Origin of the sequence: Streptomyces sp. NPDC001634, from assembly GCF_040298185.1 — a bacterium.
Lineage (GTDB): Bacteria > Actinomycetota > Actinomycetes > Streptomycetales > Streptomycetaceae > Streptomyces.
On the sequence record NZ_JBEOZU010000048.1, the window covers coordinates 1 to 23,127 of the forward strand.

At 70.1% G+C, this 23,127-nt stretch carries 22 protein-coding genes and 1 pseudogene; 8 read left to right on the forward strand and 15 right to left on the reverse strand.

The annotated features are described in order from the left end of the window. Nucleotides 1-1,128: IS200/IS605 family accessory protein TnpB-related protein (locus tag ABT186_RS28165; protein ID WP_351927457.1), on the reverse strand; the 1,128-nt coding region annotated here is incomplete at its 3' end. A 113-nt stretch (nucleotides 1,129-1,241) separates the two neighbouring features. Between ABT186_RS28165 and ABT186_RS28170 the strand changes: the two genes are divergently transcribed. Beyond that, entirely contained in the window at nucleotides 1,242-1,904 is a 663-nt protein-coding gene (locus ABT186_RS28170; protein ID WP_351927421.1) for a dienelactone hydrolase family protein, read from the forward strand. Then, complete coding sequence (locus tag ABT186_RS28175; protein WP_351927423.1) at nucleotides 1,864-2,091, forward strand: poly(ethylene terephthalate) hydrolase family protein; 228 nt, start codon at nucleotides 1,864-1,866, stop codon at nucleotides 2,089-2,091. Before ABT186_RS28170 ends, ABT186_RS28175 begins: the two co-directional genes overlap by 41 nt. Before the next feature lie 66 nt (nucleotides 2,092-2,157). On the opposite strand, the gene ABT186_RS28180 is transcribed toward ABT186_RS28175, so the two are convergent. Continuing rightward, nucleotides 2,158-3,390 (reverse strand): FAD-dependent monooxygenase, encoded by a 1,233-nt coding sequence (locus ABT186_RS28180; protein ID WP_351927425.1) that lies wholly within the window; start codon nucleotides 3,388-3,390, stop codon nucleotides 2,158-2,160. A 106-nt stretch (nucleotides 3,391-3,496) separates the two neighbouring features. On the opposite strand from ABT186_RS28180, the gene ABT186_RS28185 reads away from it, so the two are divergent. Further along, complete coding sequence (locus ABT186_RS28185; RefSeq protein ID WP_351232610.1) at nucleotides 3,497-3,982, forward strand: MarR family winged helix-turn-helix transcriptional regulator; 486 nt, start codon at nucleotides 3,497-3,499, stop codon at nucleotides 3,980-3,982. A gap of 156 nt (nucleotides 3,983-4,138) precedes the next feature. Beyond that, nucleotides 4,139-5,125, forward strand: a complete 987-nt coding sequence (locus ABT186_RS28190; protein ID WP_351232612.1) for a TIGR01777 family oxidoreductase — start codon at nucleotides 4,139-4,141, stop codon at nucleotides 5,123-5,125. Here ABT186_RS28190 and ABT186_RS28195 read toward each other — a convergent pair. Both ABT186_RS28195 and ABT186_RS28200 read right to left on the reverse strand, forming a co-directional pair. Next, nucleotides 5,088-5,742, reverse strand: a pseudogene (locus tag ABT186_RS28195) (response regulator transcription factor). The gene ABT186_RS28190 and the pseudogene ABT186_RS28195 sit on opposite strands and share 38 nt — an antisense overlap. Continuing rightward, entirely contained in the window at nucleotides 5,739-6,944 is a 1,206-nt protein-coding gene (locus ABT186_RS28200) for a sensor histidine kinase (RefSeq protein WP_351927427.1), read from the reverse strand. Before ABT186_RS28200 ends, ABT186_RS28195 begins: the two are co-directional and overlap by 4 nt. A gap of 132 nt (nucleotides 6,945-7,076) precedes the next feature. Between ABT186_RS28200 and ABT186_RS28205 the strand changes: the two genes are divergently transcribed. Together ABT186_RS28205 and ABT186_RS28210 are read left to right on the forward strand one after the other, a co-directional pair. After that, nucleotides 7,077-7,991 carry an ABC transporter ATP-binding protein gene (locus ABT186_RS28205; protein WP_351927429.1) on the forward strand — a complete coding sequence of 305 codons (915 nt, stop codon included), beginning with the start codon at nucleotides 7,077-7,079 and terminating at the stop codon, nucleotides 7,989-7,991. Next, nucleotides 7,988-8,833 carry an ABC transporter permease gene (locus tag ABT186_RS28210; RefSeq protein WP_351927431.1) on the forward strand — a complete coding sequence of 282 codons (846 nt, stop codon included), beginning with the start codon at nucleotides 7,988-7,990 and terminating at the stop codon, nucleotides 8,831-8,833. The genes ABT186_RS28205 and ABT186_RS28210 overlap by 4 nt, the downstream gene beginning before the upstream one ends. 35 nt (nucleotides 8,834-8,868) lie before the next feature. On the opposite strand, the gene ABT186_RS28215 is transcribed toward ABT186_RS28210, so the two are convergent. The 6 genes from ABT186_RS28215 to ABT186_RS28240 all read right to left on the reverse strand — a co-directional run bounded on the left by ABT186_RS28215 (nucleotide 8,869) and on the right by ABT186_RS28240 (nucleotide 15,514). Next, a complete protein-coding gene (locus ABT186_RS28215) occupies nucleotides 8,869-9,870 on the reverse strand; it encodes a DUF6879 family protein (protein ID WP_351927433.1) in 1,002 nt (333 codons plus the stop codon). A 41-nt stretch (nucleotides 9,871-9,911) separates the two neighbouring features. After that, a complete protein-coding gene (locus tag ABT186_RS28220) occupies nucleotides 9,912-10,877 on the reverse strand; it encodes an SCO2521 family protein (RefSeq protein WP_351927435.1) in 966 nt (321 codons plus the stop codon). A 1-nt stretch (nucleotide 10,878) separates the two neighbouring features. Further along, nucleotides 10,879-11,889 carry an SCO2522 family protein gene (locus tag ABT186_RS28225; RefSeq protein ID WP_351232626.1) on the reverse strand — a complete coding sequence of 337 codons (1,011 nt, stop codon included), beginning with the start codon at nucleotides 11,887-11,889 and terminating at the stop codon, nucleotides 10,879-10,881. Beyond that, nucleotides 11,886-12,803 carry an SCO2523 family variant P-loop protein gene (locus ABT186_RS28230; RefSeq protein WP_351232646.1) on the reverse strand — a complete coding sequence of 306 codons (918 nt, stop codon included), beginning with the start codon at nucleotides 12,801-12,803 and terminating at the stop codon, nucleotides 11,886-11,888. Before ABT186_RS28230 ends, ABT186_RS28225 begins: the two co-directional genes overlap by 4 nt. Before the next feature lie 2 nt (nucleotides 12,804-12,805). Then, nucleotides 12,806-14,644 (reverse strand): SCO2524 family protein, encoded by a 1,839-nt coding sequence (locus ABT186_RS28235; protein WP_351232628.1) that lies wholly within the window; start codon nucleotides 14,642-14,644, stop codon nucleotides 12,806-12,808. A 72-nt stretch (nucleotides 14,645-14,716) separates the two neighbouring features. Continuing rightward, nucleotides 14,717-15,514, reverse strand: coding sequence for an SCO2525 family SAM-dependent methyltransferase (locus ABT186_RS28240; protein ID WP_351927437.1), 798 nt, complete (start codon nucleotides 15,512-15,514; stop codon nucleotides 14,717-14,719). A 273-nt stretch (nucleotides 15,515-15,787) separates the two neighbouring features. Here ABT186_RS28240 and ABT186_RS28245 point away from each other — a divergent pair, with 273 nt between their 5' ends. After that, the gene (locus tag ABT186_RS28245) at nucleotides 15,788-16,321 is read left to right on the forward strand and encodes a GNAT family N-acetyltransferase (protein ID WP_502973345.1); all 534 of its coding nucleotides are present in this window, start codon (nucleotides 15,788-15,790) and stop codon (nucleotides 16,319-16,321) included. A gap of 155 nt (nucleotides 16,322-16,476) precedes the next feature. Here ABT186_RS28245 and ABT186_RS28250 read toward each other — a convergent pair whose 3' ends face one another. Beyond that, on the reverse strand, nucleotides 16,477-16,905 hold the full coding sequence (locus tag ABT186_RS28250; RefSeq protein ID WP_351232648.1) for a protein-tyrosine phosphatase family protein: 429 nt from the start codon (nucleotides 16,903-16,905) through the stop codon (nucleotides 16,477-16,479). A gap of 95 nt (nucleotides 16,906-17,000) precedes the next feature. Continuing rightward, nucleotides 17,001-17,747 carry a FadR/GntR family transcriptional regulator gene (locus ABT186_RS28255; RefSeq protein WP_351927439.1) on the reverse strand — a complete coding sequence of 249 codons (747 nt, stop codon included), beginning with the start codon at nucleotides 17,745-17,747 and terminating at the stop codon, nucleotides 17,001-17,003. A gap of 267 nt (nucleotides 17,748-18,014) precedes the next feature. Between ABT186_RS28255 and ABT186_RS28260 the strand changes: the two genes are divergently transcribed. Further along, nucleotides 18,015-18,950 (forward strand): dihydrodipicolinate synthase family protein, encoded by a 936-nt coding sequence (locus tag ABT186_RS28260; RefSeq protein WP_351232636.1) that lies wholly within the window; start codon nucleotides 18,015-18,017, stop codon nucleotides 18,948-18,950. Here the strand turns inward: ABT186_RS28260 and ABT186_RS28265 are convergent. The 3 genes from ABT186_RS28265 to leuA form a co-directional block, all read right to left on the reverse strand. Then, entirely contained in the window at nucleotides 18,947-20,137 is a 1,191-nt protein-coding gene (locus ABT186_RS28265; protein WP_351232638.1) for a sialidase family protein, read from the reverse strand. The two genes, ABT186_RS28260 and ABT186_RS28265, sit on opposite strands and share 4 nt — an antisense overlap. Before the next feature lie 116 nt (nucleotides 20,138-20,253). Next, a complete protein-coding gene (locus tag ABT186_RS28270; RefSeq protein WP_351232640.1) occupies nucleotides 20,254-20,958 on the reverse strand; it encodes a tellurite resistance TerB family protein in 705 nt (234 codons plus the stop codon). Nucleotides 20,959-21,141: 183 nt separating this feature from the next. Next, nucleotides 21,142-22,863 carry a 2-isopropylmalate synthase gene (leuA, locus tag ABT186_RS28275; RefSeq protein WP_351232642.1) on the reverse strand — a complete coding sequence of 574 codons (1,722 nt, stop codon included), beginning with the start codon at nucleotides 22,861-22,863 and terminating at the stop codon, nucleotides 21,142-21,144. Nucleotides 22,864-23,127: the final 264 nt, after the last annotated feature.

The window sequence follows — 23,127 nt, forward strand, 5'->3', positions numbered from 1 at the left end:
GTCGAAGTCGAGGTCTTCGATCGCGATGTTCAGTCCGTGCCGGGCGGCCCAGTGCAGCAGGCGGATCAGCGCCTGCCGCACCTGGGCGTCCCGGTAGGAGGCGGCGCCGGACAGGTCGTAGAAGAAGCGTCGGGGTTGGCCGCACGGGTTGCCGTGTGCGTCGAGGCGCCAGGCAGCCACGTGGTCGGCGTTGGTGTCCACCCCGATCAGGCCACCGGCGCGGGCCGCCTCCAGCGGCACCGTCTGGACCGGCGGGAGCGTCCAGGACGCGGTCACATACCAGCGCCCCCGGACGGTGTCTTCGTGGATGCGGTAGGCGACGGCCCGGTTGGCTGCCACGCGGTCGGCCCACTGCTCGCCCCGGTGCGCAAACACCACCTCCGCCGCCAGCACGTACCGGCCGTGCGGGGCGTTCGCCAGATGCGCCAGCGGCGCCGGGAGTTTGACCGAGACCTCGCCGCCGGGCGTGACGCGGATGGTCTCGTTGCCGAACCGCTTGCCGGACTCGCCGTCCGAGGCGAGGAACCGGCGCCCGGCCTGCCACCGGGCGCGCCACTGCTCCTCGGTGAGCTGCGCCTGCTCCAGGTTGTGCCGGGTGTTCAGCAGCCGCTTGCCGCCGCGTACCACGCGCACGCGTCCGGCCTCACGGTCCGTCCGCACCGCCTGAAGCCGGTCTTCGAGCACACACAGGCGGCGCCTCTTCGCATGCCACTCCCGCTTGCTGCGGTAGCCGCCCGGCGCCTGCTTGGTACCCCTGTCGCCCACAGGCCGGGACAGCCGGTAGGTGATGGTCTCGATCCCGGCCTCCAAGTTCTGGATGTGCGCGAGCTGGCCGCGCCGGGCCAACGCCCACTGATCGTGCGTGGCCTTCGTGATCGACCCGGCCCAGCGGGAGGAGGACTCCTGCGTCAGGACGCGCTTGCGCTCGGCCCACTGCTCACTGTCGTGCTCCAGCCCGGCCGAACACCGCGCCTTCAGATCACGAGAGGCGAGCGAACCGAGCAGATCGCCGACCAGGCGGAGAACCTTCTCGTCCCCGGCGGTCAGGCCCTTGAGGCGGGTACGGATCGCGACTCCCGAGGAGCTGGGCACCACTAACGGCGCCGCCACCTCCCGCAGCCCACCCACCCCCTTCACCCCCCCGCATCCGCATCGGAGAAATCCGTCACCACACCCAACGACCACCCCCGGCGAAGGTCACGCATTCGATGCAAGAACTCCCGTTCCCCACCCAGGGACGAGTGCCTGTCACCACCCGGGGACTCACTCATACGTGCCAGAACACGCCCAAGTACCCTCGATCGCCACCTGTTCACAACCCCTACCAGCGCGGCCCGGACCCGACCCCGGGGAGCATCACTGCCGTCACCGGCCCCTTCGCCATCGCCTCGGTCACCGTGCCCGCAGGCAGCGGCCAGGGCTTCAACGACGGCACCATCTACTACCCCACCGACACCAGCGAGGGCACCTTCGGCGCCGTCGTCGTCATGCCGGGCTTCTTCGCCTCGCAGTCACAGATCGCCTGGTACGGTCCCCGGCTGGCCTCCCAGGGCTTCGTGGTGATGACCCTGGACAGCAACGCGCTGTGGGACTTCCCGACCGACCGCGGCAAGGAGCAACTCGCCGCGCTCACCTTTCTGACGACCCAGAGCACGGTAAAGAACGAGATCGACCCCAACCGGCTGGCCCTGATGGGCTGGTCGATGGGAGGCGGCGGCACGCTGGAGAGCGCGGCGAGCACGCCGTCACTCAAGGCGGCCATCCCGCTGGCGCCCTGGGACACCACCAACGTCTCGAGCCAGATCACGGTACCCACCATGATCTTCGGCGCCGACGGCGACACCGTCGCCCCCCGTCTCCTCCATGGCCCTGCCCTTCTACAACGGGCTGACCAAGGACCATGACAAGGCGTTCGTCGAGCTCAAGGGCGCCGACCACTTCACCTTCGCCAGCCCCAACACCACGGTCGCCGAGTACAGCATCGCCTGGCTGAAGCGCTTCGTCGACAACGACACCCGCTACGACCAGTTCCTCTGCCCGGCCCCGGGCGACCCCAATACGGTCGCCTTCCAGATCACCTGCCCGCTGTAACCCAGCCGGGAGCGCGGCAGGCAGGGGCGGCCCTCACAGCCGCCCCTGCCTGTCGCGTCCCGCTTCTCACCCGTGCTGGAGCGGGAGCACGGCAGAGCCGTCGGCCCAGTCGATCCGGTGGTCGTACATCCACTGCAGGGAGCCGATGCCCTCGCTCGCCGCCTTCCGCAGGAAGTACGGGGTGAGCAGCCGGACGACCAGCCGGGCCAGTCCGCCCGTCGCCTTGTCGCCGCTGGTCTTCGCTCCGTACTCGACGACACGCTCGACGCGGTCGCGCCGCCGGTTCTCGAAGGCGGCCAGCGCACCGGCCGTGTCCGGGATGTCGCGCAGGCAGACGGCCAGGGTGACGGCGTCCTCGACGGCCATCGACACACCCTGACCCGACGAGGACGCCACGGCGTGCGCCGCGTCCCCGACGATGACCATGCCGTCGCGGTGCCAGCACGGTACGGACGGCATGTCGTACTGGTTGAATCCGGGCACCAGATCGGCGTTCGTGGTCGCGGCCACGATCCGCGCGGCAGGCGTACGGTCCGCGGCGAGCAACTCCATGAGACGGTCGCGGGAGTGGGCGACGAGCTCGGCCTTGGTCAGCTCCTCGCGCTGCGGCACGTTGGCGAACCACCAGATCTCCCCGTCCGGCGCGACGAGATACCCGAAGAACGCCCGCTTGCCGAAGATCATGTTGTACGTGCCCGGCTCGGCGTTCAGCTCGGACGACAGCGCCCGGTCGGTCACGAACCCGCCCAGCCCCACAATGCCCAGATACCGGGCCTTCGGCGCGTCCGGGTCGATGATCTGCCGGGTGCGTGAGTGGATCCCGTCCGCGCCGACCAGCACGTCCGCGTCGAGCACACTGCCGTCCGCGAACACCGCGCGCACGCCGCCCTCCGGGGTGGTGCTCGCGTCCATCAGGCGCTTGCCGTACTCGTAGCGCACTCCCCTGCGTGCCGCCTCGGCGTTCAGCGCGCGGTACAGGTCGCGTCGCTTGACGCTGTGGGTGGTCGTGCCGTCGGGCAGCACCCCGCCGATGGGCATGGCGGCGATGTGCTTGTTCGCGCTGGTGGCGAAGGACAGCGTGGGGGTGGCGTGACCGATCCCGGTCACCACGTGGTGCGCGTTCACCTGTGAGAGCGCGGACAGTCCGTTCACCGCCACGGTCAGGTACGCGCCGATCTGCTCGGCCGCCGCCTCCGCGTACGCCTCGCACACGACCGGTTCCAGGCCGGCCTTCTGCAACGCCATCGCGGTCACCGGACCGGCGATGCCGCCTCCGACGACCAGAGCCCTCTTCGCCATGACGCCCTCCCGTTGCCGATCAATCGCAGGCTTCTGAGACACTTCCCTTGACACTCGACCAACTTGATAGTCGAGACACTTTTAGCTTGATAGTCGAGGTACTTGAATGTCAAGGGAATCGTTGGACGATCTGCGCGCCCGGCTCGGCGAGGAGTCGCAGGGGTACCAGGCAGCGGTCGACGCCGTGGACGCGGCCGCCGCTGCCCGCCTCGGCGTCAACAGGACCGATCTGCGGTGTCTGGAGATCCTGCTCGGCCAGGAGAGCGTGGCCCCGAGCCGGCTCGGCACCGCGCTCGGTCTGACCACCGGCAGCGTCACCGCGATGCTCGACCGCCTGGAGCGACTGGGCTATCTGACCCGCACTCCGGACCCGGACGACCGTCGCAGGACCCAGGTCCGCATCACACCGGAGGCGACACGCCTGGCCTGGGAGATCTACGGCCCCATCGCCGAGGAGGGCGCCGCCGAGACCGCCGGCTACACGGCATCCGAACTCGCCACGATCCTGGACTACCTGAGCCGCGGCCGAGCCCTCCAGGAGCGCCACCGCGCCCGCATCGAGGCCCTGCCACCGGCACGCAGCCGCGGCTGACCCGGCGCCACATGGACGCGGTGACGCGTCTCGTGGCCCGGGGTGTCGACGATCCGCGCACGGCGGCCAACCCCGGACGACTCGCCGAGGCGACTGTTTTGAACGCGTTCAAGTCTGGGCTAGGGTCGTCCACACACAGCGATGGGGTGAGGCCGGATGAAGATCGTGATCCCCGGTGGGACCGGGCAGGTGGGTACGATCCTGAATCGCGCGCTGACCGCCGCGGGGCACGAGGTCGTGGTGCTGAGCAGACGGCCGGCGCACCGGGGTGAAGTCCTGTGGGACGGAAGGACCCTGGGCCCGTGGGCCGAGGCGGTCGACGGCAGTGACGTCGTGGTGAACCTGGCCGGTCGCAGCGTCAGCTGCCGCTACACCGCCGACAATCTGCAGGCCATGATGGACTCGCGCGTGGACTCCGCCCGGGTCGTGGGCGAGGCGATCGCCGCGGCCGCCGAGCCTCCCCGCGTCTGGCTGCAGATGAGCACGGCCACGATCTACGCCCACCGCTTCGACGCACCCAACGACGAGGAGACCGGTGTCCTCGGCGGCGCCGAACCCGGCGTCCCGGGCTACTGGGCCTACAGCGTCGACATCGCCAAGGCCTGGGAGCGGGAACAGGAGGAGGCCGACACCCCGCACACCCGCAAGGTCGCCCTGCGCTCCGCAATGGTGATGAGCCCCGACCGCGGCGGCGTCCTCGACATCCTGCTGTGGCTGGCACGGCTCGGTCTGGGCGGACCGGTCGCCGGTGGCGCACAGTACGTGTCGTGGATCCACGACCGTGACTTCGTCCGTGCGGTGGAGTTCCTGGTCGACCGCGACGACCTCGTCGGGCCGGTGAATCTGGCCGCGCCCGTCCCGGTGCCGCAGCGCATGCTCATGCGGGCGCTGCGGGCCGCGTGGGGTGTCCCGGTGGGCCTGCCCGCGACGAAGTGGATGGCCGAGATCGGTGCCTTTGCGCTGCGCTCGGACACCGAACTGCTGCTGAAGAGCCGCCGTGTCGTCCCGGGCCGCCTGACGAAGGCGGGCTTCACCTTCGACCACCCTCACTGGCCGGAAGCCGCCACCGACCTCGTCCACCGCGTACGCAGCCGCGCCCGGGACATCAACCGACCGACACCAGCCCCGCCTCGTACGCCATGATCACCAGCTGGACCCGGTCCCTCGCGTCCAGCTTGGTCAGCAGGCGGGTCAGGTACGTCTTCGCCGTCGCCACGCTGATGCACAGCTCCGCGGCTATCTCCGTGTTGGACAGGCCCGTGCCGACCAGGGTCAGGACCTCGCGCTCCCGGTCCGTGATGCCCGTCAGCTCGCGGCGGCGCCGGGCCGGTTCGGGGCGGCCCGCGAAGTCCTGGATCAGGCGGCGGGTCACACTGGGGGGCGATCAGCGCGTCGCCGGACGCCACCACCCGTACCGCCCCGATGATGTCGTCCAGCGCCATGTCCTTCACCAGGAACCCGGACGCGCCCGCGCGCAGCGCCCCGTAGACGTAATCGTCGTCGTCGAAGGTCGTCAGGACCACGATTCGTGTGTCCGTCGAGCCCTCCGTGATGCGGCGCGTCGCCTCAATCCCGTCCATCTCCGGCATGCGGATGTCCATCACGACCACGTCCGGGCCGAGTTCCTCGGTCAGCGCCACCGCCTCCCCGCCGGTGCTCGCCTCCCCGACCACCTCCACGTCCTCGATGTCCGCCATCACCATGCGCAGCGCCGTGCGGATCAGCTGCTGGTCGTCGGCGAGGACCACGCGGACGGTCATCGGACGGCCACCGGTACCGGCAGGCGGGCCGCGACCCGGAAGCCGCCCTCCGGGCGCGGTGCGGCGCTGAACTCGCCGTGCAGCAGGGCCACTCGCTCCCTCATCCCGGCCAGCCCGAAGCCCGTGTCCGTCGACGTCCCATGGCCCCGGCCGTCGTCCGTCACCTCCAGGGCCAGTTTCTCCTCGCCGTAGTCCACGGTCACCCGGCACGCGTGCGTACCCGAGTGCCGTACGACGTTCGTGACCGACTCCTGGATGATGCGGAACGCCGACAGGTCGATGTCCGGCGGCAGTTGACGGGGCTCGCCCAGTCGCCGCACCTCCACGCGTACGCCCGCCGCGGTCGTCGCGGCGGCCAGCCGGTCCACGTCGTCCAGCCCGGCGGGCTGCGCCTGCGCAGCCGTGCCGTCCCCGTGCCCCGCGTCGGCCGCCCGCAGCGCGACCAGCATCCGCCGCAGCCCCGCCAGCGTCTCCCGGCCCGTCATCTCCACCGCCCGCATCGCCTCGCGCGCCGCCTCCGGCTGGGTCGACGCGACGCGGGCCGCCGCGCCCGCCTGGAGGGCGATGATGCCGATGCTGTGGGCAACCGTGTCATGCATCTCGCGGGCTATGCGCAGCCGTTCGGTCGTGACCGCCTGCGCCGCGGCCTGCGCGCTCAGCCGCTCGGCGTGCTCGCGCGCCTCGTGCGCGGTGTTGCCGAGCAGCCAGGCGATCGCGGTGACCAGCGCCACGGCCAGCTCCGCCGATGTGCTGACTTCCCATCCGCACAGCAGCCGCGTGGCCTCGTACACGACGAGCGTGCCGAGCGCCATCACCAGTGCGACGGCCGCGGTACGGCGCGGACGGGTCGCCGCGATGAAGTACAGCGCCAGCATGGCCGCGAGGTACTGCGCCATCGGGATCCCGCCCTCCGCCAGGTTGGTCGTCTCGACGACCGAGGCCAGGATCAGCAGGACCAAGGCCCTGAGCGGTCTGCGGACCAGCAGGCGGCTGCCGTACAGCGCGAGGACGGTGGACAGCACGGCGAACGTCAGGCCGTCCCAGCGGTAGAGCTGAACGGCGGGCCATACTTCGGGCTCCAGCTCACCCGGCAGTCTGACCCGTGTCAGCAGCGTGAAGAGCGTGCTCGCACACCACACGAGCGCGATCCACGCACCCGGCGGCACACGCTTGAGCAGGGGCAGGGGCGGAGTGATGAGCATGCCGTGATCGTAGGGTCGGCCCGTTCGGCGGTCATCGTGCCGGAGATGTACGACCACGGTCGACACCGGCCCGCTGTGACTGTCAGCGGTGGGGCGATGTCCGGTACCACCCGCGCGCGACACCGTGTCCCCGTGATCGAAGTCAACCAACTCACCAAGCGCTACGGCTACACGACCGCCGTCCGCGAACTCTCCTTCACCGTCCGCCCCGGCCACGTCACCGGCTTCCTCGGACCGAACGGCGCCGGAAAGACCACCACCCTGCGGATGCTGCTCGGCCTCGTCGAGCCCACCTCCGGTTCCGCCGCCGTCAGCGGGCACTCCTTCCGCCGGCATCCGCGCGGGCTCCATCACGTCGGTGCTCTGCTGGACGCCGGTGACGTGCACGGCGGGCGGTCCGCGCGGGCGCATCTGCACGCGCTGGCCCGCAGCAACCGCATCCCGGCGCGCCGCGTGGACGAGGTCCTCACCGAGGTGGGGCTGGCCGGTGCCCCGGCCCGGCGCCGGATCGGCGGCTACTCGCTGGGCATGAAGCAGCGCCTGGGGATCGCCACCGCGCTGCTCGGTGATCCGCCGGTTCTGCTGTTCGACGAGCCGCTCAACGGGCTCGATCCGGAAGGTGTGTTGTGGGTGCGAGGGCTCTTCCGGAGGCTGGCCGCCGATGGCCGTACCGTCTTCGTCTCCAGTCACCTCATGTCCGAGATGGAGAACACCGCCGACGAACTCGTCGTCATCGGGAGGGGCGAGCTGATCGCCGCCGAGAGCCTCACCGAGTTCGCCACCCGCGGCACCCGGCCGACCGTGACCGTACGCACGCCCGACGCCGAGGCGCTGGCCGCCGCGCTGTCCGCCGAGGGCGCGGCCGTGGTGCCGTACGACAAGGAGACGCTGAAGGTCACCGGGATCGGCTCCGACCGGATCGGTGAGATCGCCTTCGAACACCGTTTCCTGCTAAGGGAGTTGGCCACCGAAGCCGCCTCCCTGGAAGCCGCCTTCATGGAACTGACCGCCGACAGCGTCGAATACCTCGCCGGAGAGCCCCGATGAGCGCCTCAGCGACCGCCCTTCCCCTGCCCGCCGCCCGCTTCACGGACCTGCTGGCCGCCGAGTGGATCAAGCTCCGCTCGCTGCGGTCGACGTACTGGGCGCTCGGTGCCAGTGCCGTCTTCATCATCGCCTTCAACGTCAACGCGGCCCGCACCGACCACTCCGGCCTCCCGCGTTCCGACGGGGCGGCTCACGTCGAACTGCTCGTCCACTTGTCGCTGCGCGACGCCTTCACGCAGGGCGCCGCCCTGATGCTGGTCCTCGCGGCGTCGAGCATCGGTGCCATCACCGTTGTCGGGGAGTACGCGACCGGACTGATCCGTACGACCTTCGCGGCCGTCCCGGACCGGCGCGCGCTGATGACGGCGAAGGTGGCCGTGGTGACGGCCGTCATGACGCTGTACGGCGCGCTCATCGCGGGCGCCTCGTTCGCCGCGACGCAGGCGATCCTCGACGGGCGGGGCAGGGGTGTGCCGATCGGCCATCCCGGTGCCCTGCGCGTGGTCGTCGCGTCGGCGCTCCTCGCCCCCGTGTGCGCGCTGGTCGGGATGGGCCTGGGCGCGCTGATCCGGCACAGCGCGACGACCATGGTGCTCACCACGTTCGTCCTGATGCTCCTGCCCGGCTTCATCACCGATCGCTACCACTGGACGGCATGCGTCAGGAACGCCCTCCCCTTCAACGCCTGGGACCGCCTCGTCGACATCGGCTACGGGCACGAGCCCTACACGCTGGTTCCGCGCTGGCAGACGACGGTGACGGGCGGCTGGATCGTGTTCGGGGTGTGGGCGTTCGTGGCGGCTGTCGTCGCGGTGGTCGCAGTGGACCGACGCGACGTATGACGTGTGCGGTTGACGTGTGCGGTGCGGCGTACGGCTCAGCCGGACGCCGCGGTCGGCGCCGGCCGCTGGCCCGGCCCGGCGGTCTCCGTGGCCTCCCAGAGCACGTTGAACCTCCTGGTCCGCTCGTCGACGTGCCCCCGGGTCATCTTCAGCAGGGTCTTGGCCGGAACGACGTCCACGTCCGGCTCGATCTCGTAGCAGAGCTGTCCGTCGAAGACGATGAAGTCGTTCGTCGGCGTGAGGCGGGCCCGCTGCGGCAGCTGTGAACGCACCGCTATACGCGCGTCGATACCGAGATCCCGGTGGCTCTGACAGAGCTTCTCCAGTTCCTCGGTGCGTTCGGACGGCTCCTTCACAAGGAACAGCCGTCGCACCGTCACGCCCCGCTTGCACGCCTCTTCCTGCGCCTTCAGATAGCGGTTCGCGGGCTCACTGGACCAGAAGTCCCGGTCCACGAGGGTGCTGGTGGCGTCGAGCGTCCCCTTGGTGCACGACGTGAGTGCGATCAGCCACGCGTGCTCCTCCCCCGGGCAGTCCGCACTCCCGTTGCTGAGGCTCTCCATCATGGAGGCGAGGTGGCCGATCTCCTCCTGGGCGAAGTCCTTCACCAGCTGCGACTCCTGGCGGCCCACGTGTGTGTAGGCGCGCGCCAGCCGGGCCACCCCGTCGGAGCGCAGCACCGAGCGGTCCACTTCACTGAAGAGTTCGGTCGCCTCGCTGATCCCGGCGAAGGCCGTCTCGACCGCTGTGCGCATCTCGGACTGGTGCTGGGCCAGGCTGTGCTCCATGGAGTTCAGCCGCTGCTCGAAGTCCACGAGGTACTGGATGATCAGTGCGGCGCCTCCCAGGACCACGGCCACGGTCAGCTGCCACACCTGGTTCTTGTCCTGGTTCAGGACGTTGGTCAGGAAATAGGTGCCGCCTGCCACCGCCATCGTGACCAGTGTCTTGCGCAGCAGGCTCGGTGCGTGCTCCCGGTCCCCGCTCCTCGGCGCGGCACCCGTGTCCCCTGAAGTCGCTCCTAACGCTCCGTTCATTTCGCCCTTTCCCCCGTCGGGTGTCTCGACAGTGCCGCCCTTCAGCGCGTGTTCAGCGCCTCGTGCAGCAACGGAATGGCCTGTACGGCCAGTTGATCGCGGATGCGCTGGACCAGGGTCTGCCACTGGCGAGTGAACCCCGGCTCCCGTTCCAGCACCTCCCAGAGGTGAACCAACGTGCGGTCCACGTGCGCGTGCGGCATCCACAGATGCAGCAGATGATCGACAGCCGGGCGCAGTGCCAGAACGGCCGAGGGGCCGTCCACCGCACCGAGCCGGCTGCTGTCCAGCATGTGCACGACGGTCGTCAGCAGCCAGTCGTGCAGGGCGAGGTCCTCGCACAGGCCCGCAGCCGCGGCGGCCGGGGTGTCCTGCGACAGCCGCAGTTCCACCGTCCGCAGCCCGTCCTCGGCCAGGGTGAAGCGCAGCGACGGACTCTCGCCCTCCGGGAAGCGCCGCGCGACCCAGCGCAGATGGGTGCGCCGGGACTTGAAGGGGGCCTTGTGATCGAGCAGCGGATGGCGCAGCAGTTCGGCGAGCAGGCCCTCGGCGATCATCCCGAGGTCCAGTTCACCCCGCGCGCCGCCACGCAGGGCGCCTTCCGCGATGGCCTGTTCGGGAAGCTTTCCGAAGGGTTCCACCAGGCCGGGCCGCACCAGGTAGTGGCCCCAGGGGCGACGCATGTCGGGGCCGGCGGCCGGGACGCTGAAGTAGGCGGTGGCCTGCAGCACACGGCCCTCGGTGAGCGCGGCACGGGCGGCGACCGTGCCGACACCGCGCACCTTGGCGCCGTTCGAGGTGGGCAGCCGGCAGTCCACGCCGGTGAGGACCTCCGGGGAGAGCGCGTACAGATTGGGCCGTTCGGAGACCCGGACGTGCTCGTCGGCGCGCAGCCTCAGCAGCTGGGCGGCGGCCCGGCCGTCCAGCGACTGGAAGGACGGCAGCAGACAGGTGCGCACCTCGCCGCAGGCGAGGACCGGACGCGACGACTGTCCGGGGGCCCGCATCTCAGGTCTCCCCGTCGGTGAAGGAGTCGGCGGGCTCTCCGTAGGAGAAGGCGTTGGTGGGCTCCTCGTAGAAGACGTACGTGGCACGCTGTGCGACGGCGGCCGGAACCGCGGCCTTTTCACGGGCGGAGCGCACGGCGACCTGCTCCAGCGCGCCGGAGTCGACGTCTATCTGGTCGAGGATGAGCCGGACGGCGTCCTCGACGGCCAGGAAGCGGTTCGGCATCAGGGTGCAGGTGCGGTACGCGCTGAAGGGCGCCGCGGAGGCGTTGAGCTGGATCAGCGGCGGCAGCCGGTCCCAGTCGTACGGGAAGTCGGCGCCGTTCCAGGGGCGCGGGGTCAGGACCGGCTCGCCGAGGTGGCGTAACAGACCGAGGCGGGCCAGCTGCCAGACCGCGGCGAGGAACGGGCAGGACCACAGGCGCTGTCCGTCCTTCTCCGACCACAGCTCGACGTCCATGAACACCGAGTGGTTGCGGGCCGCGGTCTCCTGCGGCGGCTGCCAGCCGGTGACGTCGCCCATGGCGCTGCGCGAGGTGGGGGTGCGCTGCCCGTTGGCGAGCCAGCCGGTCCGGCTGACGGGCGGGCGGGAGCCGTAGCTGCCCGGCGGCGGCGATTCGACGAGGCGGTGCATCACGGACTCGGCCAGCTCGATCTTGTCGGCGACGGCACAGCCCGACTCGCGGGCCAGGTAGTCGATGACCAGTCCGGCCCGATCGGCCTCTTCGAGCACGACGGGGACGAGTTCGGCGGGCGTGGAGAAGCGGGTGAAGTAGTCGTCGATGAGGAAGCAGGTGCTGATGCGGGGCCGCTTGCCGCCCAGACGGCGGGCGGCCGCGGCCCGGGCGGCGTCCACCCAGATCCGTACCTCCGCGAAGTGCTCGCGCAGCCGTTCGGGGCCTGCCTCGAAGTCCTCCATGTAGAGGTGCCCCAGCTCCAGGGAGAGGTGGGACAGCGGTACGGACTGGGTGCGGGGCTCTGCGGTGGTCTCGCGGAACGCGGCTTCCGTCACGGCTGCTCCCAGAACTTGTCGTCGGTCAGCCGCCCGGCCAGCTCGCTCAGCGCCTCCCATGTCTCCCGGTTGGCGATCTGGCTGTCGAGCACGTCCTCGTCGGTGATGAGCTGCTCGCGCCACTGCAGGACGGGTTCCAGGGGAACGGAGCCCAGGACCTGGCTGTAGCCGATGCCGTGGGCGGAGGCGAGCTGCTTGAGATCGGCGTCGCACTCGCGCATCCACGCCGACTGGGTGGGCGAGACCTGCGACCACAGCGCCGACTCGGGGTCGGGTACGGCGGCCCGTACGAAGCGGATGACGCTGCGCAGTGCCTCCTCGTCATGGCCTCGGGCCACACCGCTGTGGACGATGCCGCGCTTGCCGTAGACCAGGCTCGCCGCGGCCGCCACATGCTGGCGGGTCCAGCGGTGGAAGACCAGCCAGCGGGCCTCGACGCCGCGCATCTCGCGCTGCGAGGTGGCCTCCAGGACCATGTCGACGGCGTAGCTGCGGCCGGCACTGAGGTCGACGATGATCAGGTCGAACTCGCCGTTGAGCCGGAGCAGGAGGTCCACGCAGCGGCGCAGGTTGTCGTCGGTGGTGGCGAACTCGCCGCCGCCGGCGTCGCCGGGCATGAGGACCAGACTGCCGGAGCCGGGCGGCTGGTTGCGCAGCACGCGGTGCTCGGTGTGCGACCAGACGTCGATACGGGCCGGCTCGCTGACCTCGCCCACCAGATAGGCGTGCAGGCCCCGCTCCTCGGCGGCCTGGCGTGCGTCGGGGACGTCGAAGACGGCCGCCGCGGTGGGCGAGCCGAAATCGAAGTCCAGGTAGCAGACGTCGTCACCGGCCAGCGCCCGGTGGTAGGCGAGGTTGGCGCTGGTGACGGACCTGCCCGTGCCTCCCTTGTCGGAGGCCGCGAAGACGAGCACGGTCACACCCCCTGGGCCGCGGCTTCCCGGGCCCGGGCGAGGGCGTCGAGTTGTCCGAGTACGTCGAGTGTCAACGAGCAGGCGGTGCCGGGCTGTTCGTCCACGAGGTCCCGGGCACGGCGCAACTTGACCTCGATGCTTCTGAGTTCCATCCCGCGGTTGCCACCGGCGGCGGGTGCGGGCTCCATCTGTTCGTTGCCGAGGAGGTGACTGGACTCGCTGAGCAACGCCCGGGCGAGCACGGTCAGTTCGGAGCTGCGGATCGGCGGCTGCTTGTACATCTGGTGCACCTGGACCATCACCTCGGTGACGCGCTCGGTGATGCTCCAGGAGACCGGGCCTTCGGAGAACGGCGACTCGGGGTACGCGGCGTGCACGTTGTCCCACAGGCCTGTGCCCTCACCGTCGCGGATACGGCGCCGCCACACATGGCCGAAGATGTCCTCGGCGAGTCTCAGCAGCCGGTCGTGCGAGGCGAGGTTGCGGGAGAGCGTGCACAGCTGGATGGTCCGCTTGAGCAGCTGCGCCGAGAAGTCCGTCATCTTCCACTGCATGGGCGGGCCGATGCTCTCGCTGCCCTGCAGCGGCAGGGTGACGCCGGGGTTGTGCAGCTGGACCATGGGGTCGTCGCGTGTCATCCGGCTGGTGATGCGCCCGCGTTCGGCGAGGCGTTCCATGACGCTGACGGTGCGGGTCAGGTCGTCGTCGGTGGCGCGGCGCCGCATCAGGTCATGGACGAGGATGGCGGCGACGGAGAGGGAGAAGTACTCGGATTCGAGTTTCTGGCCCGTGGTGCGCCAGGGGATGTCCTCCAGGGGCCAGCGGTCGGTGTCGAAACGCGCGATGCCCGACCAGAACTGCTGGGTGATCTCCCAGCGCAGTCGTAACGCCTCGGCGAGCCTTTGCTGTTCGGGGTTGAGCAGGCCCAGGGTGAGGGTGCGGTCGGAGAAGAGGTCCTGAATACCGTCGAGGGCGACCACGGTGAAGTACAGGTACGGCACGGGGTTGGCGACGCCCACGGGCTGCGGCCCGATCGGTTCGTCGGTCTCGATCTCGGGCGCGTCCTTGACGATGCTCCAGCCCCAGCCGCACTCGAAGAGCTGGTTCTCGTCCTTGAGGCCTTCCTGGACGTCGACACCGAGGACGAAGCTCTCTACGACGGCGGCACGCAGCGCCCGGAAGCGGCGCTGGAACTTCTGCAGCACGTGACGCTGCGACAGCTGTCCCTGGCCGAGAAGTTCGCAGAGCGTACGGCCTTGCGAGGAGTCGGTGTCGAAGACGTTGACGGTGAAGGAGCGCAGCAGGCTCACCATGGCGGCGGTGAGCCGGTTGCTGGTGGCGACCCGCAGTTCCTGGATGGTCTCCAGGATGTCGCTGCGGCGGGTCTTGGACTCGTACACCTTGAGGAAGCCGAGCGTGGCCAGGCAGAGGGTGATCGACATCGAGAACGAGTCGACCACCCCGAGCTCACGCTGTTCCTCGGTGAGGTCCTGGTCCTTGTCCTGGGACTGGAAGTAGTAGCCGCCGGCGAACGTGGGTCTCTTGTCGTCGATGTGCCTCTGCATGAACTGGTTGGCGGCCGTGACGAGGTTGGCGGGGATCTCCAGCCGCCCGCCGGCCTTCCTCATCGCCTTCTGGACGTCGTCCTGGGTGGTGTCCGGATCATCCAGCCGGAACGCCGGGATCTCCGTGGCCGGGTACAGGACGCAGAGCAGGCGTTCCGCGTCGGCGACACTGCTCTCTCCGCCCTGTTTGCCCCATGCCCACCCCCCGCCGTCGAACGAGTTGCGGGCGATCGCCTGCCAGATGTCCAGCAGATGCTGGCGTGGCTTGATCTGCATCCCATGCCCCTCACACAGGCCGCGCTGCCGTCATTTGAGGAAGAGCCCTCTTCTGTTGTGAAGATTCAGTCCTCAATCGGTCGGAATATCGGAGTCCGATTTCCGGTGGCCAAAAGCGATGATCATTCCGGAATAGCCTTCACGCACGGCGGCCGACGCCTGCAGTCGGCGCACGGTCGGGATTCCTTCCACGAAAGGCAACACACTCTGGCGCACGTCCGATTCTCCCACGTCGCACGCGGGGAAGAAATGCTCGCCGGCGTGATAACCCTTCGAATGTTCCATGAACGCCGCGGCGAAGGGCGCGCCGGGAGCCAGGGCGCGCAGGAAGCACTCGACGCCGCGCCTGAACTCGTCGTGAGAGGTGGTCATCGACTCGGCGACGAAGAACATGGTCCCCATGGACCACTGCCCCTCGTGATGCACGAGGTCGAAGAGGTTGCCCGGCTGCGGCTGGACGATCTGGCGGAACCTGGCCCGCGGGTCCGTGTCCCGGTCGAAGGCGGCGTACGCCGCATGCTTGCGCAGGATGCGCCAGAACTGGTCCCAGTGCTCGTCGTAGGACTTGACCTGGCTTTCGAGGTAGCGCACGTTCGCCGGCGAGCGTTCGAGGAGGGTGATGTCGCTGCACCAGGGCAGCATCGCGAGTGCGGGGTAGAGGTTCGCACCGGCCCCTACGTCGATGCCCGAAACCCGCCCGCCGCCTTCTCCTCTGAAATGACCGCCGAAATGATCGCGTACGGTTCGAAGGATCTCCGCGTCCTCTGCCTGTAATTCGCGGTAATTGTGATCAACGTAGGCGATGGGGTCGAACTCGGCCCAGGATACGTCCGCATTCAGCTGCGTACCCCCCGGCGATCTGAAGGTCATCCCCTCACGGTACCCGAAACCGGGCATCCTTCGGGACCCTTCGGAGGCCTGTTGCACCGACGCGCCGGGCGAATTGAGCCGCATGGGGCGCACCGGGGGCGCACCGGGGCGAATGACTTTTTGGACCTGTTCCGGACTTGAACGGCCAGATCGTCCCGCACAAGATGGTCGGAACTCTGCCCAACACACCCGAACGGCAGAGAGCGCGCGTCTCACCTGTACCACCCGTACGGGTGTCAACGTGTCTTTGACTCCTTCCCGCAGGGGGGCGGTATGACTGCGTTTCCAGAGGAACGTTTCTCTTCGCGTGGCGGGCCCACCGGCCCGTCATTGTTCCCCGACCGGGCGTTCGTCGACCGGCCCCTGACGATGAGGGGGGTCATGGAGGAGGATCTGCCCGAACTCCTCCGTGTCGACAGGGAGGCCTTCCCGGACGAACCGTACCCCTACTTCGTGCTGCGCCAACTGCTCGACCTGCACGGGGACTCCCTGCTCGTCCTGGACGACGGGGAGGGCCTGCACGGGTACGTCCTGTACGTCACCACGCAGGACGGCTACCGGAGTTGGGTCGTCAGCCTCGGCGTCACCCGCGACCAGCGGGGGCGGGGGCTGGGCCGGCGGCTGATGCTGGAGGTGCTGCGCCGGCTGCGCGCGGACGGCGTCCGCGAGGTCCGGCTGACGGTGGAGCCGGCGAACGCCGCCGCGATCATGCTGTACCGCTCGCTGGGCTTCTCGTCCGACGAAGGCGTACGAAAGGACTACTTCGGCCCCGGCGAGGACCGGCTCATCATGACGCTCGGCCTGTGAGGCTCGCGGTGCGGGGGTTGTGAGGCTCGCGGCGCGGGGGTTGTGAGGCTCGCGGCGCGGGGGTTGTGAGGCTCGCGGCGCGGGGGTTGTGAGGCTCGCGGCGCGGAGGTTGTGAGGCTCGCGGCGCGGAGGTTGTGAGGCTCGCGGTGCGCCGCTCATGCGGTGAAGCGCCGTACGTAACGCCGCTGCCACGGGGTTTCCACGGCGTGCCGGCCGTAGTGGGTCCGTACGAACTCCACGGCCTGCTCGGGCGGTACGCCGTCCAGCACGGCGAGGCAGGCCAGCGCGGTACCGGTACGCCCGCGACCGCCGCCGCAGGCGACCTCGACGCGCCCGGCCGCGGCGCGTTCCCACACCTCGGCGAACAGACGCCGCGCCTCGCTGCGACTGCTGGGCAGCCGGAAGTCCGGCCACCGCAGCCAGTCGGACTCCCAGGGCACCTCGGGGGGCCGCTTTCCGAGGAGATGCACGGCGTACGTGGGCACCGGCCCGTCCGGCACGGGCCGCCGCAGGGCCCGCCCTCGTACGAGCCGCCCGGACGGCAGCCGCAGGACACCGGGGGCGACGGGGTCCCAGGTGGTCATGCCCTGGGGGACCGTCTTCGGGTCGGGATCGTTCACCGGCCCAGTCTCCGGCGCGCGGCCGGGCGCGAGCACGCCGTTTCGCGCGCAGCGGACCGTCACAGGTCGAGCGTCTCCCCCAGCTCCCGGGCCGCCCGTGCCTCGATCCCCCGGAAGTGGACCGCCATCGCCCGCTCCGCGCCCTCGACGTCCCGTGCCCGTAGTGCGGTGACGATGTCCCGGTGGCGGCGGGCCGTCAGTTCCGGAGGTGTGCCGTCCGTCCAGTCGCGGGCCCGGGCGACCCGGCGGAACACCATCCAGAACGCGCCCAGCAGCTGCGGCACCAGCGCGTTGCCCAGGGACGCGTACAGCAACTCGTGGAACTCCCGGTCGATTTCGGGGAAGGAGCGGCCGTCGCTCCCGGCCGCCTCCATCCGGGCCACCACCACATCGAGCCCGTCCAGCTCCGGCTGGGAGAGTGTCATGGCGACCCGCCGGATCAGCCCCTCCTCCAGCACCTCGCGGACCTGAAGGATCTCGTTCAGGGCGTCCATCGTGTCGTCGGGCCGGGTGAGTGCACGGAAGGTCAGCCCGTCGACGAACGGGGTCAGCGAAGCCTGCCCGACGTACGTTCCGTAGCCGTGCCTGACGTCCACGATGTCCAGCGCCTGGAGCGTCTTGAGCGCCTCGCGCACGGAGTTGCGGCTGACCCCGAGGTCCTCCATCAACTCCGACTCGGTGGGCAGTGGCGCACCGGGCAGGAGTTTGCGATCGAAGATTATCTGCATCACCTCGCGCTGAATCCGGCTGCTCACACGCCGCTCGACCCTGCGCCGGTTTCCGGGCTCCTGAGACATGCGCCGCATCGTACGCCCCGCCTGCGGGTGGATAAATGCCAACTACCCATGTTTCAGCTCGCCATTGGTCGCACCTCTGGCAGCCGGGTCCGTCGTGGTCCGGGACCTTCCCCCGAGCCGATCTTTGCTTGAGGAACTGTGCAGGACGCAACCCCGAGGTAGCGGAGGCGCGGCCCGCCGGCGTTCCCGGAGTACTCCGGGCGCGTCGGCCGCGGGACACCGCTTTCGCTGTCACCATCCTGAGGAGGAGGGCGAGCCGACCCGCAAGGAGCCTTGATGACCTTTCCCACTCCGCTGACCGGTGTCGTCCCACCCGTCTGCACCCCCCTGACACCGGAACGCGAGGTGGACGTCTCCTCGCTCCTCAGGCTGGTCGACCATCTGGTGGAGGCCGGGGTGCACGGCCTGTTCGTGCTCGGCTCGTCGTCGGAGGCCGCATATCTGACGGACCGGCAGCGCAGGCTGGTCGTGGAGTCGGTGGTGGCCCATGTGGCCGGGCAGCTGCCGGTGCTGGCCGGGGCGATCGACATGACGACGCCCCGCGTCCTGGATCACGTCGCCTCCGTCACGGCGGCCGGCGCCCAGGCGGTCGTCGTCACCGCGCCCTTCTACGCCCGCACCCACCCGGCGGAGATCGCCCGCCACTACCGCCGCGTCGCGTCCGCCAGCCCGGTTCCCGTCCTCGCCTACGACATCCCGGTCTCCGTGCACAGCAAACTCCCCGCCGGTCTGGTGCTGGAGCTCGCGGCCGACGGCGTGCTGGCCGGGCTCAAGGACTCCAGCGGCGACCTGGGCGGCTTCCGGGAGGTCCTCACCGGCTCCCGCACCCGCCCCGACACGAGCGGCTTCAGCGTGCTCACCGGCTCCGAGGTCGTCGTGGACGTGGCCCTTGCGCTGGGCGCCGACGGGGCGGTGCCCGGCCTCGCCAACGTCGACCCGCACGGCTATGTGCGTCTCTACCGCCTCGGCCGGGCGGGCGACTGGGACGGCGCGCGGACCGAACAGGAGCGCCTGTGCGATCTGTTCGGCATGGTGGGCGTCGGCGACCCCGCGCGGATGGGCGCCGGCTCGTCGGCGCTGGGCGCGTTCAAGGCGGCGCTGCACCTACGGGGCGTCATCGACTGCCCGGCCACGGCGGAACCGCAGATCCCGCTGTCGCCGCGGGAGGTCGAACGGGTGGGCAAGTTCCTCGCGGCTGCCGGACTGCTCTAGCGGGCCCTGAGCAGGCTCATGGGGACCCGGCGGAACTCGATCCTGTCGTACGTTCCGGCGGTCCCCGTCTCGTACAGAATCCCCGCCATCCCCTCTCCGAGTTGCACCAGGTCGCTGTAGGCCGCCCGCTGCCGGGACAGCGTGAGCACCTTGGTGAACTTCTCCCCGCCGTCGTCGCTGCGCCAGATCGCCATCGCCCGGCGCGCCGTGGGGACGGAGGGACCCGAGAAGAGCAACGGCGCTCCCCGGCCCCCGAGTTGGAGGACGCTGCCCTGGACGACCGGGACGTCGTCCAGGGTGTGCTGCCCGGCGTAGGGGCGGTCCAGGGTTCTGCCGCCGTCGCTGGAGTAGGTGTCGAGACGGTGGCCCTTGCTTGTGCGGTTCTGGTCGCGGGTGCTGAAGTAGATCCGCCCGTCCGGGAGTTGGGCGGCGCTGCTCTCGTTGGGGTCGCCGTGGCCGTCGTACGAGTCGTCGGTGTAGCCCAGGTGCCACGTCCTGCCGCCGTCGTCCGAGTAGATCGCGTGCGCCCCGTAGTACCTGGCCTCCCGCCCGGTGTCGGACGAGCCGGGGGGCGGTGCGGCGGAGTGATTGGCGGGAACGACGATCCGGCCGGCGTGCGGGCCGCGGGTGAGGGCGATCGCATGGCCCGGCCCGGTGGCGTACCACCGCCAGTCGGCCCGCTTCACCTGAGCGGTGATCTCCCGGGGAGCCGTGAAGTGCCGCCCGTCGTCCCCGCTCGACTGCACGAAGACGCGCCGGCCCTGCGCGGGCGTCACCTCGCCGCGCATGATCTGCGCCTCGGTCACTGCACCGCTGTTGTAGGACGTGACCAGCACGATCCGCCCGGTCCGCGGATCCACCACGGGCGCCGGATTGCCCCGGGTGTTCCCCTTGCCTGCTGCGACGACCATCAGCGGCCCCCATGTACAGCCACCGTCGAAGGAGCGCCGGAGCACGACGTCGATGTCCCCGCTGTCCCCCGCCCCGTCCCGCCGCCCCTCGGCGAAGGCGAGCACCGTGCCGCTGCGGGTCGTGGCCGTCGCCGGGATCCGGTAGGTGTCGTAGCCGCCCCGCCCGGCGGTGTACGGCACGGAGGAGGTGCAGCCGGGCGTCGCGGAGGCGTGCGTGGCCGCGAGCGGGGTGAGGAACGCTGCGGCGGCGAGGAGGGCACGGCTGAGGAGTGTCATCCCTCTCCCTCACGGGGTGTCGTCCCGCGCGGGGACGGTGACCGTTGTCGGTCATATGCTCCCCGGGATCGCCGCTCCTGACCCCCGCATCACCGGCGCCTCACCGGCCCGGGTGACTACGACGGCGTGCGTGCCGCCGCCAGCAGCCGCGTCACGTCGTCCGAGCAGATCGTCAGTGCCGCGCCCACCGTGGCCAGGACATCGCGTTCCGCGGGGGTGTACGGGCCGTCCGCCAGGGCGATACGGGCGCCCTGGAGGAGGATCCGCTCACGGCCCGTGGCGGCGAGGTGGGGCGCGAGGGGGTCGAGGGCCTCGTGGAGCTCTATGGCCAGGCTCGCGCCGCCGGGTTCGCCGCAGACGCGGCCGGTGTCCGCGGCCAGGGCCTCGACCAGGGCGCTGAGCCCGTCCACCGTGCAGTCCTCGAAGCCGGCGGCGCGGACCGCGGCGGCGGCCGTCTCCAGGGGCGTACGGGAGCAGGTGCCGCCCGCGGCGAGGACCGCCAGGGCCACCGTGTGGACCGCGTCGCGGAGCATCGCCGAGAAGCGGGTCGTGGTGGGGTGGTCGAGGACGTCCGTGCCGTAGTGGTGGCCGCAGGCGGCGCACTCCACCACCGGGCCCGTCTCGCCGCGCGGCAGGACGGGAACGCCGACGAGGGCGAAGCGGCGGCGGCCGGTGAGGCGCTGGTAGTTGCGGTCACCCCCGCAGCCGGGGCAGAAGAACTCGCCGTCGCCGACTGCCGTCCACGCGATACGGATGCCCAGGACCTGCGCAACACGGCCCTTGCTCAGTCCACGGCCGTTGTGTCCCCGTCCTGGCAGCACGTCGCACCTCCGTAACGCCGCGGCAACATCGCCGCTGCTTGCGTGATGTTAGCCACATTGTTGATGTGGAGTCAGTACCTTGGACGAGACCTGTCCGTGATCTTCGGCCGGCCTGGCTGGTACACGACGTGGCCCCGCCCGCCTTCGGAGGCGGACGGGGCCATGAACGTGCCGGTCAGAGGGTCAGCGGGCGGCGCGGTTGACCGCGGAGACGACCGCCTTCAGCGAAGCACGTGTCGTATTCGCGTCGATGCCGATCCCCCACAGGACCTTCCCGTCGATCGCGCATTCGATGTACGAGGCGGCCTGCGCGGAGGCGCCCTCGCTCATCGTGTGCTCCTGGTAGTCCAGCAGGCGTACGTCGATGCCGATGGACTGCAGGGCGTCGAAGAACGCCGAGATCGGGCCGTTGCCGGTGCCGGTCAGGACGGTGTCCTCGCCGTCGACCGTGGCCTCGACGGTGAGGGTGTCCACGCCGTCCTTGTCGGTCGTCGACTGGCCGGTCTTCACCTGGATACGGCCCCACGGGTTGTCCGGGTTGGGCAGGTACTCGTCCTGGAAGACCGACCAGATCTCCTTCGGCGTGACCTCGCCGCCCTCGGCGTCCGTCTTCGCCTGGATGATCTTCGAGAACTCGATCTGCATCCGGCGCGGCAGGTCCAGCTTGTGGTCGTTCTTCAGGACGTAGGCGATGCCGCCCTTGCCGGACTGCGAGTTCACCCGGATCACGGCCTCGTAGGAGCGGCCGACGTCCTTGGGGTCGATCGGCAGGTACGGAACCGCCCACTCGATGTCGTCGACCGTCTTGCCCTGGGCGGCCGCGTCGGCCTCCATGGCGTCGAAGCCCTTCTTGATGGCGTCCTGGTGGGAGCCGGAGAAGGAGGTGTAGACGAGGTCCCCGATGTACGGGTGGCGCGGGTGGACCTCCATCTGGTTGCAGTACTCCCACGTACGACGGATCTCGTCGATGCCGGAGAAGTCGATCTGCGGGTCGACGCCCTGCGAGAAGAGGTTCATGCCCAGGGTGACCAGGTCGACGTTGCCGGTGCGCTCGCCCTGCCCGAACAGACAGCCCTCGACACGGTCGGCGCCGGCCATCAGCGCCAGCTCGGCGGCGGCGACGGCCGTACCGCGGTCGTTGTGCGGGTGGACGGACAGGCAGACGTACTCGCGGCGGGAGAGGTTGCGGTGCATCCACTCGAAGCGGTCCGCGTGCGTGGACGGGGTCGAGCGCTCCACGGTGGCGGGCAGGTTGAGGATGATCTCGCGGCCCGGTCCGGGCTGCCAGACGTCCATGACCGCCTCGCAGACCTCCAGTGCGAAGTCCAGCTCGGTGTCGGTGAAGATCTCGGGGCTGTACTGGTACCCGAACTCGGTCTCCGGGCCCAGCAGCTTCTCCGCGTACTCCATCACCAGCCGGGTGCCGTCGACGGCGATCTGCTTGATGTCGTCCTTGGAGCCGCGGAAGACGACCCGGCGGAAGACCGGGGCCGTGGCGTTGTACAGGTGGACGTTGGCGCGCTTGGCGCCCTTCAGCGACTCGACGGTCCGCTCGATCAGGTCCTCGCGGGCCTGGGTCAGTACGGAGATCGTCACGTCGTCGGGGATCGCGCCCTCTTCCTCGATGATCGAGCGCACGAAGTCGAAGTCGGTCTGGCCGGAGGCCGGGAAGCCGACTTCGATCTCCTTGTAGCCCAGCTTCACCAGCAGGTCGAACATCTCGCGCTTGCGCACCGGCGACATCGGGTCGATCAGGGCCTGGTTGCCGTCGCGCAGATCCGTGGAGAGCCAGCGCGGGGCCTGGGTGATCCGCTGGTTCGGCCACGTGCGGTCGGGGATGTCGACCTGGTCGTACGGGCGGTACTTGTGGATCGGCATGGACGTGGGCTGCTGGCGGTTCGCCATGTGCGTGGGCTCCTCGATAAGTCCGCGTGTCCGGAAGGACGGCCGACGGCGCAACGCCAAACTCCGCGGGGAGGGGGTCGGCCTCGACTACAGGCCCTCGCCGCGGCAGCTAAGGAGGAGCAGCCCGAAACGCATGATGCTCCGCATGCTAGCCGAGCCGCGCCGGATACGGAGGCCCGTATCAGTATGCGGGACCGGGGTGATATTACGGACAAAAAGTGCGGCGAGTCACAGTCGGCCGGAGTCTCGGATTCCTCATAGCAC